At 40.8% G+C, this 20,344-nt stretch carries 21 protein-coding genes; 18 read left to right on the forward strand and 3 right to left on the reverse strand.

Annotated features, from left to right (window positions below):
• Nucleotides 1–324: 324 nt before the first annotated feature.
• The gene (locus M2135_RS07630; RefSeq protein WP_280747934.1) at nt 325–1,497 is read right to left on the reverse strand and encodes an MFS transporter; all 1,173 of its coding nucleotides are present in this window, start codon (nt 1,495–1,497) and stop codon (nt 325–327) included.
• Between the two features lie 256 nt (nt 1,498–1,753).
• Between M2135_RS07630 and M2135_RS07635 the strand changes: the two genes are divergently transcribed.
• The 14 genes from M2135_RS07635 (at nt 1,754) to glmM (ending at nt 14,853) form a co-directional block, all read left to right on the forward strand.
• Nucleotides 1,754–3,055, forward strand: coding sequence for a phenylacetate--CoA ligase (locus M2135_RS07635; protein ID WP_280747935.1), 1,302 nt, complete (start codon nt 1,754–1,756; stop codon nt 3,053–3,055).
• Nucleotides 3,056–3,174: 119 nt separating this feature from the next.
• A complete protein-coding gene (locus M2135_RS07640; RefSeq protein WP_280747936.1) occupies nt 3,175–3,600 on the forward strand; it encodes an amino acid-binding protein in 426 nt (141 codons plus the stop codon).
• Between the two features lie 68 nt (nt 3,601–3,668).
• Complete coding sequence (gene bamD, locus M2135_RS07645) at nt 3,669–4,475, forward strand: outer membrane protein assembly factor BamD (protein ID WP_280747937.1); 807 nt, start codon at nt 3,669–3,671, stop codon at nt 4,473–4,475.
• Between the two features lie 26 nt (nt 4,476–4,501).
• A complete protein-coding gene (locus M2135_RS07650) occupies nt 4,502–4,834 on the forward strand; it encodes a DNA-directed RNA polymerase subunit omega (protein WP_280747938.1) in 333 nt (110 codons plus the stop codon).
• 73 nt (nt 4,835–4,907) lie between these two features.
• Nucleotides 4,908–5,369 (forward strand): DUF4293 domain-containing protein, encoded by a 462-nt coding sequence (locus M2135_RS07655; RefSeq protein ID WP_280747939.1) that lies wholly within the window; start codon nt 4,908–4,910, stop codon nt 5,367–5,369.
• Nucleotides 5,370–5,628: 259 nt separating this feature from the next.
• Nucleotides 5,629–6,960, forward strand: coding sequence for a hypothetical protein (locus tag M2135_RS07660; RefSeq protein ID WP_280747940.1), 1,332 nt, complete (start codon nt 5,629–5,631; stop codon nt 6,958–6,960).
• A 47-nt stretch (nt 6,961–7,007) separates the two neighbouring features.
• Nucleotides 7,008–8,651, forward strand: coding sequence for a hypothetical protein (locus M2135_RS07665; protein ID WP_280747941.1), 1,644 nt, complete (start codon nt 7,008–7,010; stop codon nt 8,649–8,651).
• Between the two features lie 198 nt (nt 8,652–8,849).
• Nucleotides 8,850–9,443, forward strand: coding sequence for a sigma-70 family RNA polymerase sigma factor (locus M2135_RS07670; RefSeq protein ID WP_280747942.1), 594 nt, complete (start codon nt 8,850–8,852; stop codon nt 9,441–9,443).
• A 74-nt stretch (nt 9,444–9,517) separates the two neighbouring features.
• Nucleotides 9,518–9,694, forward strand: a complete 177-nt coding sequence (locus M2135_RS07675) for a hypothetical protein (protein ID WP_280747943.1) — start codon at nt 9,518–9,520, stop codon at nt 9,692–9,694.
• 74 nt (nt 9,695–9,768) lie between these two features.
• Nucleotides 9,769–10,419 (forward strand): ribulose-phosphate 3-epimerase, encoded by a 651-nt coding sequence (rpe, locus tag M2135_RS07680; RefSeq protein ID WP_280747944.1) that lies wholly within the window; start codon nt 9,769–9,771, stop codon nt 10,417–10,419.
• A gap of 38 nt (nt 10,420–10,457) precedes the next feature.
• Complete coding sequence (locus M2135_RS07685) at nt 10,458–11,729, forward strand: ComEC/Rec2 family competence protein (protein WP_280747945.1); 1,272 nt, start codon at nt 10,458–10,460, stop codon at nt 11,727–11,729.
• Nucleotides 11,730–11,773: 44 nt separating this feature from the next.
• Nucleotides 11,774–12,823, forward strand: a complete 1,050-nt coding sequence (locus M2135_RS07690; RefSeq protein ID WP_280747946.1) for a bifunctional oligoribonuclease/PAP phosphatase NrnA — start codon at nt 11,774–11,776, stop codon at nt 12,821–12,823.
• Nucleotides 12,824–12,872: 49 nt separating this feature from the next.
• Nucleotides 12,873–13,460 carry a DUF4827 family protein gene (locus tag M2135_RS07695; protein ID WP_280747947.1) on the forward strand — a complete coding sequence of 196 codons (588 nt, stop codon included), beginning with the start codon at nt 12,873–12,875 and terminating at the stop codon, nt 13,458–13,460.
• A gap of 7 nt (nt 13,461–13,467) precedes the next feature.
• A complete protein-coding gene (gene glmM / locus M2135_RS07700) occupies nt 13,468–14,853 on the forward strand; it encodes a phosphoglucosamine mutase (RefSeq protein ID WP_280747948.1) in 1,386 nt (461 codons plus the stop codon).
• On the opposite strand, the gene M2135_RS07705 is transcribed toward glmM, so the two are convergent.
• Entirely contained in the window at nt 14,812–15,339 is a 528-nt protein-coding gene (locus M2135_RS07705; protein WP_280747949.1) for an NUDIX domain-containing protein, read from the reverse strand. The genes glmM and M2135_RS07705 overlap by 42 nt on opposite strands.
• A gap of 86 nt (nt 15,340–15,425) precedes the next feature.
• Between M2135_RS07705 and M2135_RS07710 the strand changes: the two genes are divergently transcribed.
• Nucleotides 15,426–15,599: a hypothetical protein gene (locus tag M2135_RS07710; protein WP_280747950.1), complete on the forward strand. Its 174-nt coding sequence runs from the start codon at nt 15,426–15,428 to the stop codon at nt 15,597–15,599.
• Nucleotides 15,600–15,610: 11 nt separating this feature from the next.
• Here M2135_RS07710 and M2135_RS07715 read toward each other — a convergent pair whose 3' ends face one another.
• Complete coding sequence (locus M2135_RS07715; protein WP_280747951.1) at nt 15,611–17,680, reverse strand: DNA topoisomerase 3; 2,070 nt, start codon at nt 17,678–17,680, stop codon at nt 15,611–15,613.
• Nucleotides 17,681–17,893: 213 nt separating this feature from the next.
• Here M2135_RS07715 and M2135_RS07720 point away from each other — a divergent pair, with 213 nt between their 5' ends.
• The 3 genes from M2135_RS07720 (at nt 17,894) to M2135_RS07730 (ending at nt 20,236) form a co-directional block, all read left to right on the forward strand.
• Nucleotides 17,894–19,078: an acyloxyacyl hydrolase gene (locus M2135_RS07720; protein WP_280747952.1), complete on the forward strand. Its 1,185-nt coding sequence runs from the start codon at nt 17,894–17,896 to the stop codon at nt 19,076–19,078.
• A gap of 75 nt (nt 19,079–19,153) precedes the next feature.
• Complete coding sequence (locus tag M2135_RS07725) at nt 19,154–19,843, forward strand: DNA alkylation repair protein (protein WP_280747953.1); 690 nt, start codon at nt 19,154–19,156, stop codon at nt 19,841–19,843.
• 72 nt (nt 19,844–19,915) lie between these two features.
• On the forward strand, nt 19,916–20,236 hold the full coding sequence (locus M2135_RS07730) for a YbjQ family protein (protein WP_280747954.1): 321 nt from the start codon (nt 19,916–19,918) through the stop codon (nt 20,234–20,236).
• Nucleotides 20,237–20,344: the final 108 nt, after the last annotated feature.

The following is a 20,344-nucleotide window of genomic DNA, read 5'->3' on the forward strand; positions in this document are numbered from 1 at the left end:
TTAAAAAATCATTACGATAACTCGTCCAAGTGATCGTAATCATTTGAAAACAGGGCATAAAAACAGGTTGTTTTTTTTCCAGAATCACTCTTTTTACAGATCAACAAAAACAGATCTTAGAAGATGAAAATCAAAACATCACCTTAAAATAAACCCTCAAATCCAGACGTTATTTCTGAACAGAACTGTAGTTAGTCCCAAATAGGCGACTGTCAAAGGGGATAAATTGACAGATTGTTAAAACTGACAAATTGTAACTTAGCAAGAGTGAATACGACTCAATGAGAGTCATTTGTAAAAAATCGGCAGAATATCCCTTTCCGATTATGAAGTAGAAGAATCTGGCGTTTTTTTGATCTGAAGAAGTAAAAAGAGTAAACCCGGCAAAAGGAATATCCCGGCAGCTATCAATAAGGCTGTCTGTAGCGAGTAGGCATCATTCAACCAACCGATAAACGGAGCGATAGCTGCAAAAATCAATCGGATGATGAAGTTGCGTATGGAGAGTACTGTCGCCCGCATTTCAGAAAAAGTAATCTGATTGATATACCCTTTTAAAATAGGCGTAGCAAATCCCCGGCAGATATAAAAGAGAAACAGAATAAAGAGGCCGGTATACGACAGGTTGAATGCTAATGCGACGTATCCACTGACAATGACCAGTAAAATGAATGTATACATCTTATTGATCCCCCAATAACGTTCGATGCGATCTGAATAAAGCGCAGCTATGCCTACGGTCAGGTTCAAGACAGTCCATATAATCCCGTAATACGAGATGGGCGTCTCTAAATAGATCAAAACAGGCTGTACGAACCAGGCCATCGTCAACGTAGCTGCACCAATGACCCCGGAAAACAGAATATTGTAACACAACTGTTTATTGGTAATCAATGCATATTTGATAATTTTCAGTATTTCCGAAACCGGACTCTGGGATTCTACTTTGCAATTGAACTCTTTCAGGATAAGAGCCGCCGGAATTCCGGTAAATGCCACTAACGCCTGTGCATAAAACGGGAATCGCAGCGAATAGACCGCTAAAAATCCGCCGAATATGCCGGCAAAAGCCTCCGCAAAATTACCAATCATCGTGATTCTTCCTTCATAACGGAGGTACAAATGCTCTTTCTTGTAATGCGCTGTTGTATCGTAAAGAAGGGCAGAGTCGGCCCCATTCACCAATGTCTGTCCGATCCCCAGTAGAATTTCGGCCACCAGAAACGCTTCAAAAACAGAAGTAAAAGAGTAACAGAGATATCCTGTAAAAAACAACAGACAGCCCGACACCAGACATCTCTTCCGCCCCCATACATCGGCCAGATAACCGGAAGGAATCTCCAAAACAACAGCAGTCACAGAATAGACGCTTTTAAGAATAAAAATATCCTGCAACCCCAAGCCATACTCGCCGTAAAAGAGTACAATCACCGGCATAACCAGGCTGAACCATTTCGATAATTTGATGATATAAAGCGCCAGAATATTTCGTTGCATAGCAAATGGCTGATATTAGAATCAGCTGGAAATAATTCGGTAAAGATAATCAAAAAAGAGCGTCGAGTGCATTTACGACTTGCCCCCGAACCGGTTAAATGAAGTTTCACACTCTACGAAAAACAAGATTTCCCGTAACTCCAAAGAGAGAGAGAAAGTAAAGAGTTATTAAAAAAAAGTCGTTACTTTGCGACAGATTTAAACAAGTTGCTTCAAATAAAAACGAATTATTAACTAAAAGAATTTGCCTACAGCCATGATGTGGAATGATACGATTGAGAGTATGAACCGTGAGGATATGCGGAAGTTGCAAACCTACAGATTGAAAAATATCGTAGAACATGCGTATCACAACTCTCCTTTTTATCGAAAAAAGATGCAGGAAATGGATTTAACTCCCGCTGATATTCAATCAATTGACGACATTATAAAACTACCTTTTACCGTCAAGCAAGATTTGCGGGATAATTATCCTTTTGGGTTAATGGCTGTGCCGATGTCGGAGATTGTCCGCTTACACGCCTCTTCAGGTACAACGGGGAAACCGATTGTTGTGGGTTATACGCGTAAAGATTTGTCAACATGGTCTGAAGTCGTTGCCCGCTGCTTGATGGCTTATGGAGTGACAAAAAATGATATTACACAAGTGTCATACGGATATGGACTGTTTACCGGCGGCTTGGGTGCACATGCCGGGACTGAAACTCTTGGCGGAACAGTTATACCGATGAGTAGCGGGAATACCGAAAAGCAGATCCAGCTGATGCACGACTTTGGCGCTACGATACTTTGCTGTACGCCTTCTTATGCTCTGTTTTTGGCTGAAACGATCCATGCGTCAAATATCCCGCTGGAAGAGTTCAAATTGCGCATAGGGGTGTTCGGAGCTGAACCCTGGACAGAGAATATGCGAAAGGAACTTGAAGAGAAATTGCATATTAAAGCATTTGACATCTATGGTTTGACAGAGATCTGCGGACCGGGAGTCGGCGGAGAGTGTGAATGTCAAAACGGAACACATCTTTGGGAAGATCACTTCTTCCCGGAGATTGTCGATCCGGTCACCTTAAAACCGGTATCCCCGGGAGAGCCCGGAGAGTTGGTCTTTACGACACTGACCAAAGAGGGAATGCCGATGCTCAGGTATCGCACACGGGATTTGACAACACTGCATTATGAAAAATGTGACTGTGGGCGTACTGCCGTGCGTATGAGCCGTATCCTGGGACGTAGTGATGATATGTTGATTATTCGTGGGGTTAATGTATTCCCGTCACAGGTCGAATCGGTCATTTTGGAACTGCCGGAATTCGAACCTCACTATTTTATAACAGTCGACCGGGTGAATAATACCGATACGTTCCAGATACAGGTCGAACTTCGTCCGGAATATTATTCGGATGAGATGAATAAAATGTTAACTTTACGCAAAAAAATAGCTGCACGTATGCAGAGCGTGATCGGTATTCAACCGGATATTAAAATTGTTGAACCGCGTAGCATTGAGCGTAGCCAAGGCAAAGCGAAACATGTGCAGGATAATCGTAAACTTGTCTGAAAAGACAGATAGAAGTTAGAAGCTGGAAGATAGAAGTTGGAAAAATTTCACCTGTCAGTGATGGCAAGTTGTCTTCTGTATTCATAATTCATAATTAATCATTCATCATTAATAAACCCATGTTAGTAAAACAGTTATCTATTTTTCTGGAAAATAAAAAAGGGCGCTTCACGGAAGTGGCCAAAATATTAGGAGAGGCAGGAGTGAATATGACCGCATTTACCGTTTCGGAAAATTCGGATTTCGGGATACTTCGCCTGATTGTTTCGGATACGGATAAGGCGATAGCCGAACTTCGTGATAAATTGTATGGCGTAAGTGTAACGGACGTGGTCTGTCTTCGCTGTCCCAATCAGCCGGGAGCATTGGCCAAGGCGATGGAGATTATTACAAACGCCGGTATATTCGTGGAGTATATGTATGCTTTTTCGGAAGGAGAAACAGCAAATATTATCATTCGTCCGGACAATATCGAGAAGTGTGTAGACGTTTTAAAAGCAAATAAGCTGGAATTATTAGCCGCCAGCGATTTGTATAAGTTGTAAATATTAACGTTTTGTGTTTCGTTTATTTGCAGAGATACATTAACTTTGCACGCTAAAAGTATTCCAAAATGAAGAAGGTTGTATTTTTGATGATGATGACGGTTTTATTTTCTTCTTGCGGGGAGTTTAATAAACTATTGAAGAGTACTGATTATGAGTTGAAATATTCGTATGCCAAGAAATATTTCAATGAAAAGAAATATACAAAATCGGCCACTATCTTAGAAGAGTTGGTACCGATATTCAGAGGGTCTTCTTTTGCAGAAGAGTCCCTTTATCTATTGGCACAAAGTTATTACGGACAACGGGATTATCAGACGGCTTCACAATATTTTGAAACCTATTATACGACTTATCCCCGTGGCGAGTATACCGAATTGGCTCGTTTCTATTCCGGATACGGGCTGTTTCTGGATTCTCCTGATCCGCGTTTAGATCAGGCGTTGACTCTTCGGGCAATAACTCAGCTGCAGCTTTATCTGGAATATTATCCGCAAAGCGAGCGGGCTCCGGAAGCACAGAATATCATGTTTGAACTGCAGGAGAAACTGGCTTACAAAGAATATCTGGCGGCTCGGTTGTATTTTAACTTAGGGACTTATCTGGGAAACAACTATCAGGCTTCTGTCATTACGGCTCAGAATGCGTTAAGGGATTACCCCTATTCCCGGTATCGGGAAGACCTGATGTTTCTGGTGATGCGATCTAAATATGAAATGTCTCTGGCCAGTATCGAAGAACGATTGCAAGGACGTTATCGGGATGTGGTCGATGAGTATTATAATTACATGAATGAATATCCTGAGGGGAAATACACCCGGCAGGTAAAAAGATATTTTGATTACGTGAATCAGCGAATTAATGATGGGTATTAATGCATTTAAATCAATAAACGGAATATATGGATTATAGAAAAACGAACGCTCCGGCGAATACGGTGACGCGCGACATGATGAAAATGTCGGAAGATACAGGGAATATCTACGAAACCGTAATGATCGTTGGCAAACGTGCGAATCAGATCAGCGTGGAAATGAAACAGGATCTGGAAAAGAAATTACAGGAATTTGCTTCATACAATGATAATCTGGAAGAGGTGTTCGAAAACAGAGAACAGATAGAGATCTCCCGTTATTACGAAAAGCTTCCAAAATCGACATTGATTGCCACACAGGAATACCTGGAAGGTAAAGTGTATCATAAAAATCCGGTGAAGGATAAAAACAACTTCTAAATTCGATTAACAACAGTGGCAATACGCGAAAAGATGTATTGCCACTACTGTTAATTGTTAACTTGATCATATCATGTTACAACGTATTCAGACAATTTATTTACTTATTATAGTAGCATTAACCACGATTACTCTTTTTTTACCTTTAGCGGTCATTAGCGAAGGAGATCAGTTTTATACATTTGACGCTACCGGATTGAGCACTTCTGTAGGAGAAAAAGAGTTACTGTTCCCAACATGGGGACTTTTCGGCCTGACAGCCATTATTGCGCTAATTGCTTTAGCGACTATCTTTTTATATAAAAAACGGGTACTTCAAATCCGGCTGTGTGTGTTCAACGCCATATTAATGCTTGGTTATTATGGACTGTTCGCCTTTTTTGCCTGGAGAATAACCGGACAAATGGAAGAACCATCGTTCATGGTACGCATAACACTTTCATTCCCGCTGATCAGTTTGATCCTGAATTACCTGGCGATCCGCAACATTGGTGCTGATGAGACATTGGTGCGCTCGCTCGACCGTTTAAGATAACAGACGGATTCACCTATTGGCCATATCCGGATCAGGAATATGCAGCTTTTTCTCTCTCTTTTACATCTTATATAATAATTACTATCTGAGCAGCAACGTTAAAGTATATGTAAATATTGCGAAATATGATAGTAAATAGTTATATTTGTATACGAACAACAAAATGTGTGAGTTGTTTTATGCTTCAAGGGTTAAACCCTAATATAAAAGAATAGTCTAAGTAAGCGAAGAACTAATTTAAAGTAGAGGAGAAACGAAAATGAAACCCATGAAATTAACATCCTTGTTATTAATGATGCTTCTGGTTGCTTTTAACGCAGCAGCTCAGGGGGAATTCTTTGATGATGTGTATTTCTCTTCAAGTAAAAAGAATCAAAAAGAAAAAGTTGAAGAGAAAAAGGTGATACAACCCACAACGCAAACGACTGTTATTGCCAAAGCAACCTCGTCTTCAGATGGAGTAAGGGATGTGGATGAATACAATCGTCGGTATACGGGAGTAGAAGTTGAAGAGCCTTATTATTATGAGGAAGACGAATCTGTACTCGTACAGAGTGAAAGACGTTCAGACAATGAATATACCGAACGTATTATCCGATATCATTCACCCAGTAAAATATCGATCGTAGGCGCTGATCAGGTGGATCTGTATATGAGTAACGGTTATTATGGATATGGATATGATACCGATTATTCAAACGGCAATGCTAATGTAAGTTTTAATATCAATATAGGTAATGGATGGGGAGGATACCATGGATGGTACGATCCTTGGTTCTATGGATATAATCCTTGGTGGACTTACTCTTCCTGGTCCTGGAGTCCTTATTGGAGTTATGGTTTTGGCTGGGGCGGTTTTTATACCGGCTGGCATAGCCCTTATTACTCTTCCTGGTATGGCCCGTCATGGGGTTGGGGAGGTAGCTACTGGGGTGGAGGCTACTGGGGTCACCATCACCACAATTACTATTCTTCCGGTTATTACCGGAATCCGGGAAACCATTATGTCAATGGACGTGCATCGGCATCACGTAGTTATGCCAATGGTAGCAGAGTCGGTACAAGTACCGGCAGTAGTGGTGGACGTGCTACGGTAGGCAGAGGAACCAGTTCTTCTTCACTTCGAGGCGATAATGCATCAACAACGGGAAGAGGACAATCTACAACCGGAACAGCTGGAGGTAGAAGATCTACAGATAGTGCAGTCACTACAGGAAGTCGTAGCAACAGATCTTCCAGCGAAGCGACAACCAGTCGTTCGACAACGACATCCGGCAGCAGAAACAATAGTTCGGGAACAAGTGTTAATTCTTCGTCTTCCCGTACACGAGTTTCGACCAGCAGATCGTCGGCTACAGGTTCCTCTTCACGTCAATCTGTATCAACCCCACGTTCATCCAACAACTCTTCATCTTCATCAAGAAGTTACTCTACCCCTACTCCGAGAACAAATAACAACAGTTCTTTCTCTACCGGCAGCAGTAGCCGCTCAAGTAGCAGTGGAAGTTTCAGTTCAGGAGGCAGTAGCAGCAGCCGTTCAAGCGGCAGCAGCAGTGGAGGCGGAAGCCGCTCAAGCGGTGGTCGTCGGTAACAACAATTGAGAGAATGAATTTGTTAGGTTGAATAAAATACAGCAAGATGAGAAAAACATGTATAGCAATAGCAGCGCTGGCACTATGTGGCGGCGTTGCTTTTTCACAAGGCCCAATGGATGCTTTCAAATACTCACAGAATGATCTGATTGGAACAGCCCGTTACCTGGGTATGGGAGGAGCATTTGGTGCTTTAGGCGGTGATATCTCTGCGATGAAGACAAATCCGGCAGGGTTAGCTGTTTATCGTAGTTCGGAGGTCGTAACCACTTTAAGCTTATCCACTATTTCAACAGAGACAAATTGGTTTAGCAATAAAGAAAGTAATAATCGGACACGGGTGAATTTCGACAATATCGCCTATGTCGGTTATTTCCCTACATCGAATGATGCCGGAATTGTAGGATGGAACGTTGGATTTGCTTATAATCGTTTGAAAAACTTCCGACGGAATTATTCGATGTCGGCAGGAGCAGCAATGAGTTCTTCTTTGGGCGATTATATAGCCTCCCGTGCGACAAGAGTGGGTAAACCCTACTATGATATGGATGGATCCGGTAGTTATGATCCCTATGGAAACGGCACAGACAATGATTGGCTTTCTGTTTTAGGATTTAACGGAGGACTGATTGAACCAACGGAAGATAAAGACAATGCCTATTATAGAGCATTCGGAGATACCGATAATGCCGGCTGGTTTAATTACGCCATCGACGACGCTCGTTTAGAAGTGTCGGAGAGTGGTGCGATCGATCAGTATGATATCTCTTTTGGTATGAATATCTCAGATGTTTTACTTTTAGGAGCAACGCTTGCAATTACGGATTTAACATATGATTTCAATTCCAGATATGATGAATTCTTTGAATTTAATGACAATGATTTCTATCTGGACAATGCCTTAAGTACGGATGGAACAGGCTATGCATTTAACATAGGGGCGATTGTGCGTCCGGTTGATTATTTACGGCTTGGTGTTGCTTACAATTCGCCAACCTGGTATAAGATGACCGATTATTTTTATGGCGAATCAGCATCTTCATTAACTTACCTGAATAATAATGGACAAGAAGTTCATCAAACGAAAAAAGACAATACCCCCAATGGTGGTTATTACGAATATGAATATCGCTCTCCGGATAAATGGTTATTCAGTGCAGCTGCAATTATTGGGCAGTCGGCTTTAGTCAGTGTAGACTATGAATTGGTCAATTATAAAAATATGCGTATGTATGATGGAGCAGGATACGCGAATATTGATACGAACAACGATATAAAAACTACTTTCGGAATGGGTAACACCTTACGGGTTGGAGCTGAAGTCAAAGTAACCCCTCAATTTGCCGTGAGAGCCGGAGCAGCATGGGCTAGCAGTTCGGTAAAAAGCGATCTGAAAGATGGAGTGAGAAATGGATATGACAAGAATAAAAATCTGGTTGAAGTAGTGACGGTTGGTACAATCCCTCATTTTACACTGGATAAAGGAACCTCAAATTATACCATCGGTTTAGGGTATCGGTTTACGCCTAACTTCTATTCAGATTTGGCCTGTGTATTGACCACCTATAAAGAAGACGCCTATGCTTTTTCTAATATCGCCGGAGGAATAGATGGTGATGTACTTTCTCAAGCAGCCTCTTTAAAAACAAAAAATACACGTGTCGCATTGACATTGGGTTATAAATTCTAAAAAAGGACTTGTTCAGAAAAGCCCCCTGTTTGTACGTTAAAAGCATAGGCAGGGGACATTTTATATACCAAAAAAGGACAAATATTTGCCAGATTGAAATACTTTTTGTTTTTTTGTTTTCGAAAATAGAATTGTTTAACATTTAATCCCTACAGCCTATAGCATAACATTACTCGATAAACCCAAATTTAAAAAGTAATGAATACATTAAAAAAGATGACCGATGAACAATTGGTTGTCCTGTATGCGAAAGGTAAAAACGAAGCTTTCGACGTATTATTGAACAGGTATAAGAGTACTATCCATTCTTATATATACTATATTGTCCGTAATAGAGATCTGACAGAAGATATTTTCCAGGAAACTTTTGTCAAAGTTATTATGACGATCAAACAAGGCCGTTATACAGAAAACGGAAAATTTAAAGCTTGGATCACCCGTATTGCACACAATCTGATCATTGATAATTTCCGTCAGGAACGTAGTGAAAATACAGTTTCCAATGATGAAGTGGAAGTCGATCTATTTAATAATATGAAATTGTGTGACGGTACGATTGAAGATAATCTGGTGCGTCATCAAGTTTTGTCGGACGTAAAGAAACTAATCAAACATCTACCCGACAGCCAACGCGAAGTATTGGAGATGCGCTATTATCAGGACTTGAGTTTCAAAGAAATCGCAGAAATTACAGGTGTCAGTATCAACACAGCTCTTGGACGTATGCGTTATGCCATCCTGAATATGCGTCGAATGGCGGAAGAGAACAATATCGAATTGTCGTTAGCATAAAAAATATATTCTTTCATGCAATAAAGTAAAAGGTATTGACGTTTTATGTACAAACAATAAAACGAAAAAAGCCTATGAAGAAACTTTCTACGCATTGCATGAATGATTTTAACAGTAAGACAGAACCAAATCCCAAAGAAAAAGAGTGTCATCCACAAAAGCAGACACTGGATTTTTTAACTCAACTGGCCAGAGTTTATCATGTTGAGCCAGCTTTGGAGGGGAAATATAATGGATATGTCATGAACTGAAGTCATAGAAGAAAGAGAAATACAAAAGTGTTTCTCTTTCTTTTTTATTATATACCTTTGCAAAAAAAACGACTATGAAACATCTGGTTGCACCCTCTTTATTAGCTGCCGATTTTTTGCATTTGCAGGAAGAAGTGGAAATGATAAACCGTAGTGAAGCCGACTGGCTGCATATGGATATTATGGACGGAGTGTTTGTACCGAATATCTCTTTTGGTTTTCCTATTTTAAATCAGTTAAAGGCGATTTGCCAAAAACCGATGGATGTACATCTGATGATTGTCGAACCTCATAAATTTATTAAAGAGGTTGCTGCTACCGGAGCTTATATGATGAATGTGCATTATGAAACATCACCCCACTTACATCGTACAGTGACAGGAATTAAAGAAGCCGGGATGAAAGCGGCCGTAACACTCAATCCGCATACACCGGTATCTTTATTAGAAGATATTCTACCGGATTTGGATATGGTCTTATTGATGTCTGTTAATCCGGGCTTTGGAGGACAAAAATTTATTGAACAGGCTGTGACAAAGACCTCTCAATTGAAAGAGATGATTATCCGCAAAGGGTTGGATACGCTGATTGAAGTAGATGGTGGTATTAATGAAGAGACGGGAAAACGGCTGGTTCGTGCCGGAGCAGATGTATTGGTAGCCGGCAGTTCTGTTTTTGAAGCAAATGACCCGTTGCTGGCCATTAAAAAATTGAAAGAACTATGAGTTAATCTATAAGACAAAACCTTTACCTTAACCGATCAATGATAAAATCCATACAGGCACGCCCGTTTGTGCGGCCTTTATTTTTCTGGATATCCGGAATTGTATTTGCCTTATATTTTAATCCCTCTTTTCTATTAGGGGGATGTTTATCGATTGTTGGTTTAATCTTATTAATCGCTTTTGCACTTCCGCAACAACAGCGATTTATTTTTCAATATGAAAAGAGATGGATTTGGGGATTCGTTTTTGCAATTCTACTTTTATCTGTATCAGTTGTAGTGACCCATTTTTCGGAAAGACGATTCGCTCAGCCTAAAACAACAGTGCCCCAAGAAGTCGCGTCTCATATACAACTCCACTTTGTTGAATCTTATGACAAACTGCAACTGACTGAAGAGGAAAAAGCTGTCTTAGCCACATTGACATTAGGCTATCGGAAAACCATGCGTAAAGAAGTCCGCACACTCTTCTCTGCTGCAGGAGTTTCTCATCTCTTAGCCGTAAGTGGTTTTCATGTAGCCATAGTCTGTGGATTTATCTCCTTTTTACTGGGATTTCTACCGCATTACGGACCGGGGCATTGGCTCAGATATTTACTGATGATGATATTACTTTGGAGTTATGTATTGATTACCGGACTGGCGCCTTCCGCTACCCGTGCCGGACTGATGTTCTCTTTTTACCTGACGGGGCGAATGCTTTCGCGAAACTCCGACAGTTACAATACATTGGCCGCTGCCGCATTTTGTATGTTGGTTTATAACCCCTATTATTTATTTGACATCGGTTTTCAGTTGAGTTATACGGCTGTTTTCTTTATTCTGTTTTTGTATCCCCGGTTGAAAGGGTGTATGGAGGTGAGAAATCCGATCATTGCCACCCCTTGGAACTGGGTTTTAGTGACAGTCTCGGCACAAATAGGTACGACTTTTCTCTGTTTATACTATTTCGGTTATTTCTCTTCTGTATTTATTTTCACCAATCTGGCTTTGACATTGATTGCAACAATTCTGATACCTACGGCTTTAATCTGGCTTTTAGTTCCGACATGGATACCCGGGTATTCTGTTCTACAGCACATTGTTGAGTTTCTAACACATACGGTATTTTCTGTTGCCGATTTATTTGGTTCTTTACCGAGGGCTACCTGGCATTTTCGTTTTGATCTTTCCATGTTACTGGTTGGATACGGGATCCTTTTCCTCTTTTTTGCGTATCTGATCAAAAGACGTTCCGGATATATTCTTTCTGCATTGATTATTCTACTAACTGTTTTACTTATAAATCTAATTCAACGGTTTATGTTTTGAAAATTCAAAAATGTCGTACCTTTGAGGCCTAAAGAACACAATATATGTTATCAAAAATTATTCTGGAAGAACAAATTCAGAAAGCACAAAAATACGTTGAAAAAGGTCGGAGTTTTGTCATTGTCACCCATCTGACCCCCGATGGTGATGCTCTGGGCGCCTCTTTGGGATTATATCATTTCCTGAATGCCTACGATAAAGATAATGTGACAGTGATTGTACCCAATGATTATCCCTCATTTTATAAATGGATGCCGGGTACAAAAGATGTGCTTATCTATGAAAAATATCCGGAATTTGCCGAACAGTTAATCACTGAGGCCGATGTGATATTCTGTCTCGATTTTAATGAACCGAAACGAATCGGTCGATTGGCTCCGGCTGTATTGGCTTCAAAAGGACGAAAGGTGATGATCGATCATCATCTGAATCCAGCTGATTTCTGTCGGGTAACGATCTCCTACCCACAGATATCGTCAACCAGTGAATTAGTCTTCCGCTTCATCTGCAGGATGGGATTGTTTGAATCGATCGATAAAAAAGCGGCAGAGTGTATTTATACCGGAATGATGACAGACACCGGTTCATTTACATACAACTCTAATCAGCCTGAAATATATGTGATCATCGGCGAATTAATCAAAAAAGGCATTGATAAAGACTTGATATACCGTCAGGTAAACCATGTCTATACCGAAAATCGTTTACGGTTGATGGGATATGTGTTATACAATAAAATGAAACTCTATCCCGAACAAAACGCAGCTTTAATCACACTCTCAAAAGAAGAACTGAAACAATTCAAATACGAAGTCGGCGATAGCGAAGGTTTTGTCAATCTCCCTCTAAGCATTAAAGGCGTATCGTTTGCTGTCTTTCTTCGGGAAGATAGCGACTATATCAAGGTATCTCTTCGTTCGGTTGGAGCATTTCCTACAAACCGGTTCTCTGCCACCTACTTCAATGGAGGAGGACATCTGAATGCCTCCGGAGGCGAGTTTTATGGTTCATTGACAGACGCTGTAGCACTTTTTGAGAAAGGATTAAACGAATTTAATCCTAATAATTCAGAAGAAATGATTAATCATGAATAAAAATCAGAAAGAATATATACTTTTGTCATTCAAAATATAAGATTATCAGATGAAAAGAGCTTTTAATGTATTGTTGATCGTATGTGTGACTCTTGTGGCAATTGCGTGTGGTAGTAAAACAAGAACATATACGGATATGAAAAAAGACCAGCGAAAAGCGATCAGCCGGTTGATGGATGAGAAAGGCTATGAGGTAATTAAAGATTATCCTGAAAACGGAGTCTTTGGAAAGAATGAATTTGTACAGTTATCCAATGGCGTCTATTTAAATGTGATCGATTCGGGCAACGGCACCCGTGCGGAATTAGGTAAAACGGTGGTGTACTGCCGGTTTACAGCGTATAGGCCAAGTTTAGATTCCACTTCGATGTATTACACCTATACGAATTATGGTCCGACAAGTGGAGGAACTATTCCGTTGGAAATAAAATACGGATATACCTCTTCTCCGGAGAATGTATCATCGACTTCTATTCTGGCCTCTTATGCCAGTGAAGGATTACACAGTATACTGCAATATGTCGGTGATAAATCAACGGTAAGAGCGATTGTTCCGTTTGAAATCGGATCGCAAAATGTGGATATGAAATACGGTTATCCGTTATACTACGAAATCCTCAAGTTCACTTTCGAATAAAAAATCTATGACACTTATTAAATCCATTTCCGGTATTCGCGGTACAATCGGCGGATCTCCAGAAGAGGGACTTAATCCCTTAGCTATCGTTAAGTTTGTAGCGGCCTACGCTACGTTAATCAAAAAGATCACAACAGTTACCAGCAATAGAATTGTTGTCGGAAGAGACGCACGTATTTCCGGACCAATGGTGAAACAGATTGTTATCGGTACATTGACCGGAATGGGATTTGATGTTGTCGATATTGATCTGGCCACTACGCCGACCACCGAATTGGCTGTTGTCTGGGAAAAGGCGTGTGGAGGAATTATTCTTACAGCCAGTCACAACCCCAAACAATGGAATGCACTGAAACTCTTGAACGAAAAAGGTGAATTCCTGAATGCGGAGGAAGGTGCAGAGGTGTTAGCGTTGGCAGAATCTGAAGATTTTATATTTGCTGATGTCGATCATTTAGGGCAGGTAACTATTGATACCTCTTATAAAGACAAACATATTCAAAGTGTATTGGCTCTGGATTTAGTGGATGTTGAAGCGATTAAAGCCGCCAATTTCCGAATAGCCATCGACGCGGTAAATTCAGTCGGAGGAGTCGTCCTCCCCGATCTGTTATACGCCTTAGGTGTCAAAGAAATATTTAAGTTACACTGTGCCCCTCACGGCAATTTTTCCCATAATCCCGAACCTCTTCCGGAAAACCTGACGGAGATCTCCCGGTTAATGACGGAAGCCAAGGCGGATGTCGGCTTTGTGGTCGATCCGGATGTCGACCGCCTGGCGATCGTGTGCGAGAATGGCGAAATGTTCGGAGAGGAATATACCTTGGTGGCCGTCAGCGATTATGTATTAAGTCATACCCCCGGTAATACGGTCAGTAATCTAAGTTCGAGTCGCGCTTTACGGGATGTCACCCAACGTTATGGCGGCACATACAGTGCAGCAGCAGTGGGCGAAGTCAACGTTGTGGCCAAAATGAAAGAGACGAAAGCCATTATAGGTGGCGAAGGCAATGGTGGAGTGATTTATCCTGCCAGTCATTACGGACGTGATGCGTTGGTCGGTATCGCTTTATTTCTTACACACCTGGCCAAAAAGAAAATGAAGGCTAGTGAACTACGTGCCGGTTATCCCCCCTATTTTATCTCCAAACAAAAGATCGAACTGACACCCGATATCGATGTCGATCTTATTCTGGAAAAAGTAAAGTCAGCTTTTGCCGGACATGAAATAACAGATATTGACGGAGTAAAAATCGACTTCCCCGATCAATGGATCCATTTACGCAAAAGCAATACCGAACCGATTATCCGCATCTATTCGGAAGCAAAAACAGTCGAAGATGCCGATACGTTAGGTCGTCAATTGATCGATATGATCCGCGAAATGTGCTGATACAAATTCAAATTCCTGCTCAAAATTAGGGGTAAATACATTCTTCCCTTTATTGGCTGTTATTTCATCGAACGTCCAAAACCGTCCTCCCTCCAATTCTTCCGGATCGGGATTAATTACATCATTGTATATCGCATAGAAAGTGTGTACCAACTCCTTTTCGATCTCCGATTCAAAAACATATTTCGTAATGAGATGCGGAATAAACGTTATCAGACCAAGTTCCTCACGCGCTTCCCGGTATAAAGCCTCCTCTATTGTCTCTCCATAATCGACATGTCCGCCAACTGCTGTATCCCATTTCCCAGGCTGGATATCTTTAGTCATTGCACGTTTTTGTAAATACAATTCTCCTTTTTCATTGAATAGATGCAAATGAACAACAGGATGTAATAATTTACTCCCATTATGACATTCTTGTCGGCTTGACTTTCCTATTGTGTCGCCTTTTGCATCAACAAGTGGAAACCATTCTGTATTTTGCATAATTTATTTGTTGCTTTAGATTATAAAGGTACAGTATTCATCAAATAAAACGATACATTTGCCATCATAAAACTTTAACGCAAAAAATGATAAACAACAAACAAAACCAACTAAACGCACAACTACCTGCGTTCGATTATGTATTACGAAAAGTCAATGAAACGGTATCGACAACTTCTCCCCAACATCCAACCGGCTATAAACCCAAAAAACAGAAAGAGTTTATCCCTTATGCCGAGATTTTAGAAAGGTTAGGATAAAAAGGGGATGATTATTCTTTTCCGGATATTTTTCGGATAATTTCGATTAATTCCTTATCAGAAAGTGTTTGTTTATAGGTTGCATAATCCAAGCGGAACGTGCAACCATTTTTATATTCCGAACATCCAAAAGCTGTTTTGCCTCGTAATATATCCCCTTTACCGCATAAGGGGCAAACTGGTTTTTCAACATTTGTAGCAGGAGTTTCTTCAACAGTTTCTTTTTGCTCTTTTTTTGTCTGCCGCGGTTTTCTTTTTTTATTCTCTTTTTGCACCTCTTCCTGAGGTTCGATAATCGTAATCTTTCGGTTACTCTGATCGGAAAAAACATTGAAAACAATCTGTCGGACCAACGCTTTTAACTCATCCAGAAACGTTTTTGCATCATAAGCCCCCCGTTCGATCTGTCGCAATTTTTTCTCCCACAAACCGGTCAGTTCAGCGCTTTTAAGCAACTCCTCCTGAATGGTTCCGATCAACTCTTTTCCCGTTGCTGTGGGCAACAGATTTTTTCGCTCTTTTCGTATATAATTGCGCTTAAAAAGAGTTTCAATAATCGCAGCACGCGTAGAAGGGCGTCCAATCCCGTTTTCTTTCAACGCATCCCGCAATTCATCATTGTCAACCAATTTACCGGCAGTCTCCATTGCACGCAACAGGGTTGCCTCAGTATAAGGTTTAGGAGGCTGTGTCCAGGTCTCTTTCAGAATCGGCTGATGCGATCCATGTTCTCCTTTGATGAATTCCGGCAAAACGCCTTCTTCCTCTGCCGGTTCTGTTTCCGGATCTTTTTGTTCGGTATTAAAAACAACTCTCCATCCGGGTTTTAGGATCTGCTTACCGGTTACTTTGAAGTCCACTTTTTCAACCTTGCCTAACACCGTTGTGGTAGATATTTCACAATCCGGATAGAATACAGCAATAAAGCGGCGGGTAACCAGATCGTATACTTTCCGCTCGTTCTCATTCAGGTTCCGAGCCGGAACACCTGTCGGGATAATGGCATGGTGATCGGTCACTTTCGCATTATCAAAAACACGTTTACTTTTCGGCAATTTACCTTGGAGCAAAGGAGCGATCAGTCCCGCATAATCCACAAGTCCTTTCAAGGTATTGGGTACTTTGGGATAAATATCTTCACTTAGGAATGTGGTGTCTACACGCGGATAGGTGGTCACCTTTTTTTCGTATAACGACTGGATGAGTTTAAGTGTATCGTCGGCTGTAAACGAGAACTTTTTGTTACATTCCACCTGCAAGGAGGTTAAGTCGAATAAACGCGGAGCGTATTCTTTCCCTTTCTTTTCAGAGGTATCCGTGATGGTGAACTCCGATTGTTGAACCGTTTTCAGGAACTCCTCCCCTTCTTCTTTTTGAAGAAACTTCCCTTTTGTTGCAGAAAAGGTGGTATTGCGATAGATCGTTTTTAACTCCCAATACGGCTCGGGGGTGAAATGATCAATCTCATTTTGCCGGTTGACAATCAAAGCTAAAGTTGGGGTTTGCACACGGCCGATCGAAAGCACCTGTTTGTTTTGCCCGTAACGAAGTGTATACAAACGGGTTGCATTCATCCCCAATAACCAATCGCCAATCGCACGGGATAATCCAGCCTCATAGAGCGGATTAAATTCGGCCTGATCTTTCAGTTTTTGAAAGCCTTCACGAATCGCCTCTTCCGTCAATGATGAAATCCATAAACGATAAACAGGGCACTTACATCCGGCTTTCTGCATCACCCAGCGCTGAATCAATTCACCCTCTTGCCCGGCATCCCCACAATTAATCACCATTTCGGCCTTTTGCATCAGACTTTCAATGACTTTAAACTGCTGTTCGTAGGTCGGGTTACTGATCAGTTTGATCCCAAAACGGGGAGGTATCATCGGCAATGATCCTAAACTCCATCGTTTCCAATCTCCCGTATATTCATGAGGTTCTTTTAGTGTACAGAGATGACCGAATGTCCAGGTAACCTGATATCCGTTCCCTTCTATATATCCGTTCATTCTGTTTTTTGCCCCTAATATCTCGGCTATTTCACGAGCAACACTCGGCTTTTCAGCTATACAAACCTTCATTCACACCTGGTTTATTCTGTAATAAAGTACAAAAGTACGAGTTTATTACCACTATTCAGGTCTACGCTCTCGAATTTAACCGTTATTTTTCTGCGCTATGCCCAACGTTTTACAAAACCTACCGAACTGTTTTTTTGTTACACCTACGTCTGTTTTCTGTTACACCTACCTCTAACAGAAATAACTACCTTTATGCCCTGAAATAAGAGTCGAATGATAAAAAAAATGTCCAGCATCTTGCTGTTTTTATACGCATGTATCGCGTTATATGCCAGTGATTCCATTCCTGCTGGATATTCCAGATTCATTACAGCGACAACAGCCGGTGGGTTTGTTTTACCCACGAAAAACATTACGCTCGGAAACAAACAGATAACACCTCTTTATTCGGCCTTTACCCTTAAATATGGCTGGGCTACTCCTCTTTATGAACGGGAAGGTTATCTGTTTAGAGAATCTTACAGAGGTATTGGTATTTATCTTCCTCGGTTTTCTTACCAGAAAGAACTGGGTAACCCTTTTTCTATTTTTCTTTTTCAGGGCGGACTATTAAAGGATTTCAATCCGAAACTATATCTTCATTACGAAATAAATCTGGGTGCTTCATTCAACTGGAATCATTATGATATACAGAATGCGCCTGGTTTAAAAGCGATAGGAGCTTCTACAAATGTTCACTTAGCCGGGAACTGGTATTTTAAATGGAATATCTCCCCCAAATGGGATGTGCATACGGGAATTAGTTTTACCCATTTTTCCAATGGTGCATTGCGAACGCCCAACAACGGACTAAATACATTCGCTCCTTTTGTTGAATTGGTCTATAATCTCGACAAGATAGAAAAAAGGATACCCAAAGATAGGAGTTATAACGCATCTTCAGACTTTGAAAAAGGGCAGGTACATGACTTTAGTGTAATGTTCACCACCCATACTTTAAAAGTAGACACCGCAGGGACAGGCCTGAGAAGCAGATATCCGCATAAACGATATAATGTGGTGGGGATGACCTATAGCTATATGCTGCGTCAGACGCGTCGATTCATGTGGGGGCCAAGCGTTGAAATGGTATACGATGAAAGCATTAACGCCTCGTTCATAGGAGAAAAAAATCCGCAGACAGGAGCATATATCGAATACGAGAAACTGGCCAGACCGATCGATCGCTTTTCTTTCGGCGTATCGCTCAAAGGAGAAATAACCATGCCCGGCTATGCGATCTTCGCCAACCTGGGTTACGATCTATACCACAAAGACAAGAGAGAAAAACGTTTGTATCAGATATACGGAGTCAAAGTGAATCTTATAGAAAATGTATTCGCCTCGTTTGCTGTTCGGTCGACCAACCTGACACGTTCACAATATTTATATCTAAGTATAGGTTATCGATTTCAATAACGTTTCACGCAATACGTACCCGTCATTTTAAATATCCGACAGCTCTTTCGTATCTTTGTCCGAAAAGCAGTAAAAATGGAATCTTCTATCAACGAAAAATTATATGCGTTAGCTGAAAGCGATTATAAAGCTTTTAACGAAAGACTCATTCCTACAAAGTATGAAATACTTGGTATCCGTATGCCTGCTTTGAAAAAACTGGCAAAGGAAATAGCGACAAGTTCGGAACTGGAAAACTATCTTCAACAGACAGAATATCCTACATACGAACATGTTTTACTCTACGGATTAGTATTGGGATACCTTAAAAACCGGTCATTAGAAACGATCTTTCACTATTTAGACCCATTGATTTTAAAATTTGATAATTGGGCACATGTGGATACGATTGTTTGCAACCCTAAAATATTCAAGAAATATCCGGATGAAGTATTGGCTCACTTCCTATCACTTAAAACAGATGAAGGTGAGTTTACGAAACGGACTTTCGTTATTCTTCTGATGGATTATTTCTTCAACGAAACGTATATTGACATTGCACTAAAACACCTGTCGGAAGTTCCACAAGGACAGTATTATGTAGATATGGCTATTGCCTGGGCAATCAGCGTGGGACTGATCAAATTTTATGATCAAACAGTTCTTTTACTGGAGCAACAAACTTTCTCTAAGTTCGTACATAATAAAGCCATCCAAAAAGCCCGTGAAAGCTATCGGATAACACCTGAACTAAAAGAACATCTAAATAAAATGAAGGTGAAATAAAAAGAAGAACTGTTGATATCCACTAATATCCATTTTTTATGTATGTTTGTTTTTCACTAAATAAAGACAAACATGTTACTGACAACAACAAACACCCTTCAGGGAAAAGAGATTATTCAATATTTCGGTATTGTTTCGGGCGAAACAATCATAGGAGCAAATATCGTAAAAGATTTTTTTGCAGGAATTACAGACATCGTCGGTGGTCGCGCCAGCTCATATGAAAATGTACTTAGAGAAGCTAAAGAGAGAGCATTACAAGAAATGAGTGAACAAGCGAAACGACTGGGAGCTAATGCTGTTATTGGTGTCGATTTGGATTACGAAACTGTAGGCGGCGGAAATACTATGCTAATGGTTACTGCTGCTGGAACAGCTATCCGTTATAAATAAAAGAAATCAATAAAAAAAAGAGGTACATTCCTCCATTCGGATCGAATATACCTCTTAATCAAAAACTGGCAGCTACCTACTCTCCCACATTGTGTGCAGTACCATCGG

Origin of the sequence: Parabacteroides sp. PF5-9 (assembly GCF_029893105.1) — a bacterium.
Classification (GTDB): domain Bacteria; phylum Bacteroidota; class Bacteroidia; order Bacteroidales; family Tannerellaceae; genus JARXWG01.

Coding starts and splice junctions, on each gene's coding strand:
- M2135_RS07655 (WP_280747939.1), top strand. CDS start 4,908: ATGTTACAACGTATTCAGACAATTTATTTACTTATTATAGTAGCATTA.
- rpe (WP_280747944.1), top strand. CDS start 9,769: ATGAAACATCTGGTTGCACCCTCTTTATTAGCTGCCGATTTTTTGCAT.
- M2135_RS07670 (WP_280747942.1), top strand. CDS start 8,850: ATGAATACATTAAAAAAGATGACCGATGAACAATTGGTTGTCCTGTAT.
- M2135_RS07630 (WP_280747934.1), bottom strand. CDS start 1,497: ATGCAACGAAATATTCTGGCGCTTTATATCATCAAATTATCGAAATGG.
- M2135_RS07710 (WP_280747950.1), top strand. CDS start 15,426: ATGATAAACAACAAACAAAACCAACTAAACGCACAACTACCTGCGTTC.
- M2135_RS07725 (WP_280747953.1), top strand. CDS start 19,154: ATGGAATCTTCTATCAACGAAAAATTATATGCGTTAGCTGAAAGCGAT.
- M2135_RS07675 (WP_280747943.1), top strand. CDS start 9,518: ATGAAGAAACTTTCTACGCATTGCATGAATGATTTTAACAGTAAGACA.
- M2135_RS07660 (WP_280747940.1), top strand. CDS start 5,629: ATGAAACCCATGAAATTAACATCCTTGTTATTAATGATGCTTCTGGTT.
- M2135_RS07640 (WP_280747936.1), top strand. CDS start 3,175: ATGTTAGTAAAACAGTTATCTATTTTTCTGGAAAATAAAAAAGGGCGC.
- M2135_RS07635 (WP_280747935.1), top strand. CDS start 1,754: ATGATGTGGAATGATACGATTGAGAGTATGAACCGTGAGGATATGCGG.
- M2135_RS07730 (WP_280747954.1), top strand. CDS start 19,916: ATGTTACTGACAACAACAAACACCCTTCAGGGAAAAGAGATTATTCAA.
- glmM (WP_280747948.1), top strand. CDS start 13,468: ATGACACTTATTAAATCCATTTCCGGTATTCGCGGTACAATCGGCGGA.
- M2135_RS07715 (WP_280747951.1), bottom strand. CDS start 17,680: ATGAAGGTTTGTATAGCTGAAAAGCCGAGTGTTGCTCGTGAAATAGCC.
- M2135_RS07690 (WP_280747946.1), top strand. CDS start 11,774: ATGTTATCAAAAATTATTCTGGAAGAACAAATTCAGAAAGCACAAAAA.
- M2135_RS07720 (WP_280747952.1), top strand. CDS start 17,894: ATGATAAAAAAAATGTCCAGCATCTTGCTGTTTTTATACGCATGTATC.
- M2135_RS07665 (WP_280747941.1), top strand. CDS start 7,008: ATGAGAAAAACATGTATAGCAATAGCAGCGCTGGCACTATGTGGCGGC.
- M2135_RS07695 (WP_280747947.1), top strand. CDS start 12,873: ATGAAAAGAGCTTTTAATGTATTGTTGATCGTATGTGTGACTCTTGTG.
- M2135_RS07685 (WP_280747945.1), top strand. CDS start 10,458: ATGATAAAATCCATACAGGCACGCCCGTTTGTGCGGCCTTTATTTTTC.
- bamD (WP_280747937.1), top strand. CDS start 3,669: ATGAAGAAGGTTGTATTTTTGATGATGATGACGGTTTTATTTTCTTCT.
- M2135_RS07705 (WP_280747949.1), bottom strand. CDS start 15,339: ATGCAAAATACAGAATGGTTTCCACTTGTTGATGCAAAAGGCGACACA.
- M2135_RS07650 (WP_280747938.1), top strand. CDS start 4,502: ATGGATTATAGAAAAACGAACGCTCCGGCGAATACGGTGACGCGCGAC.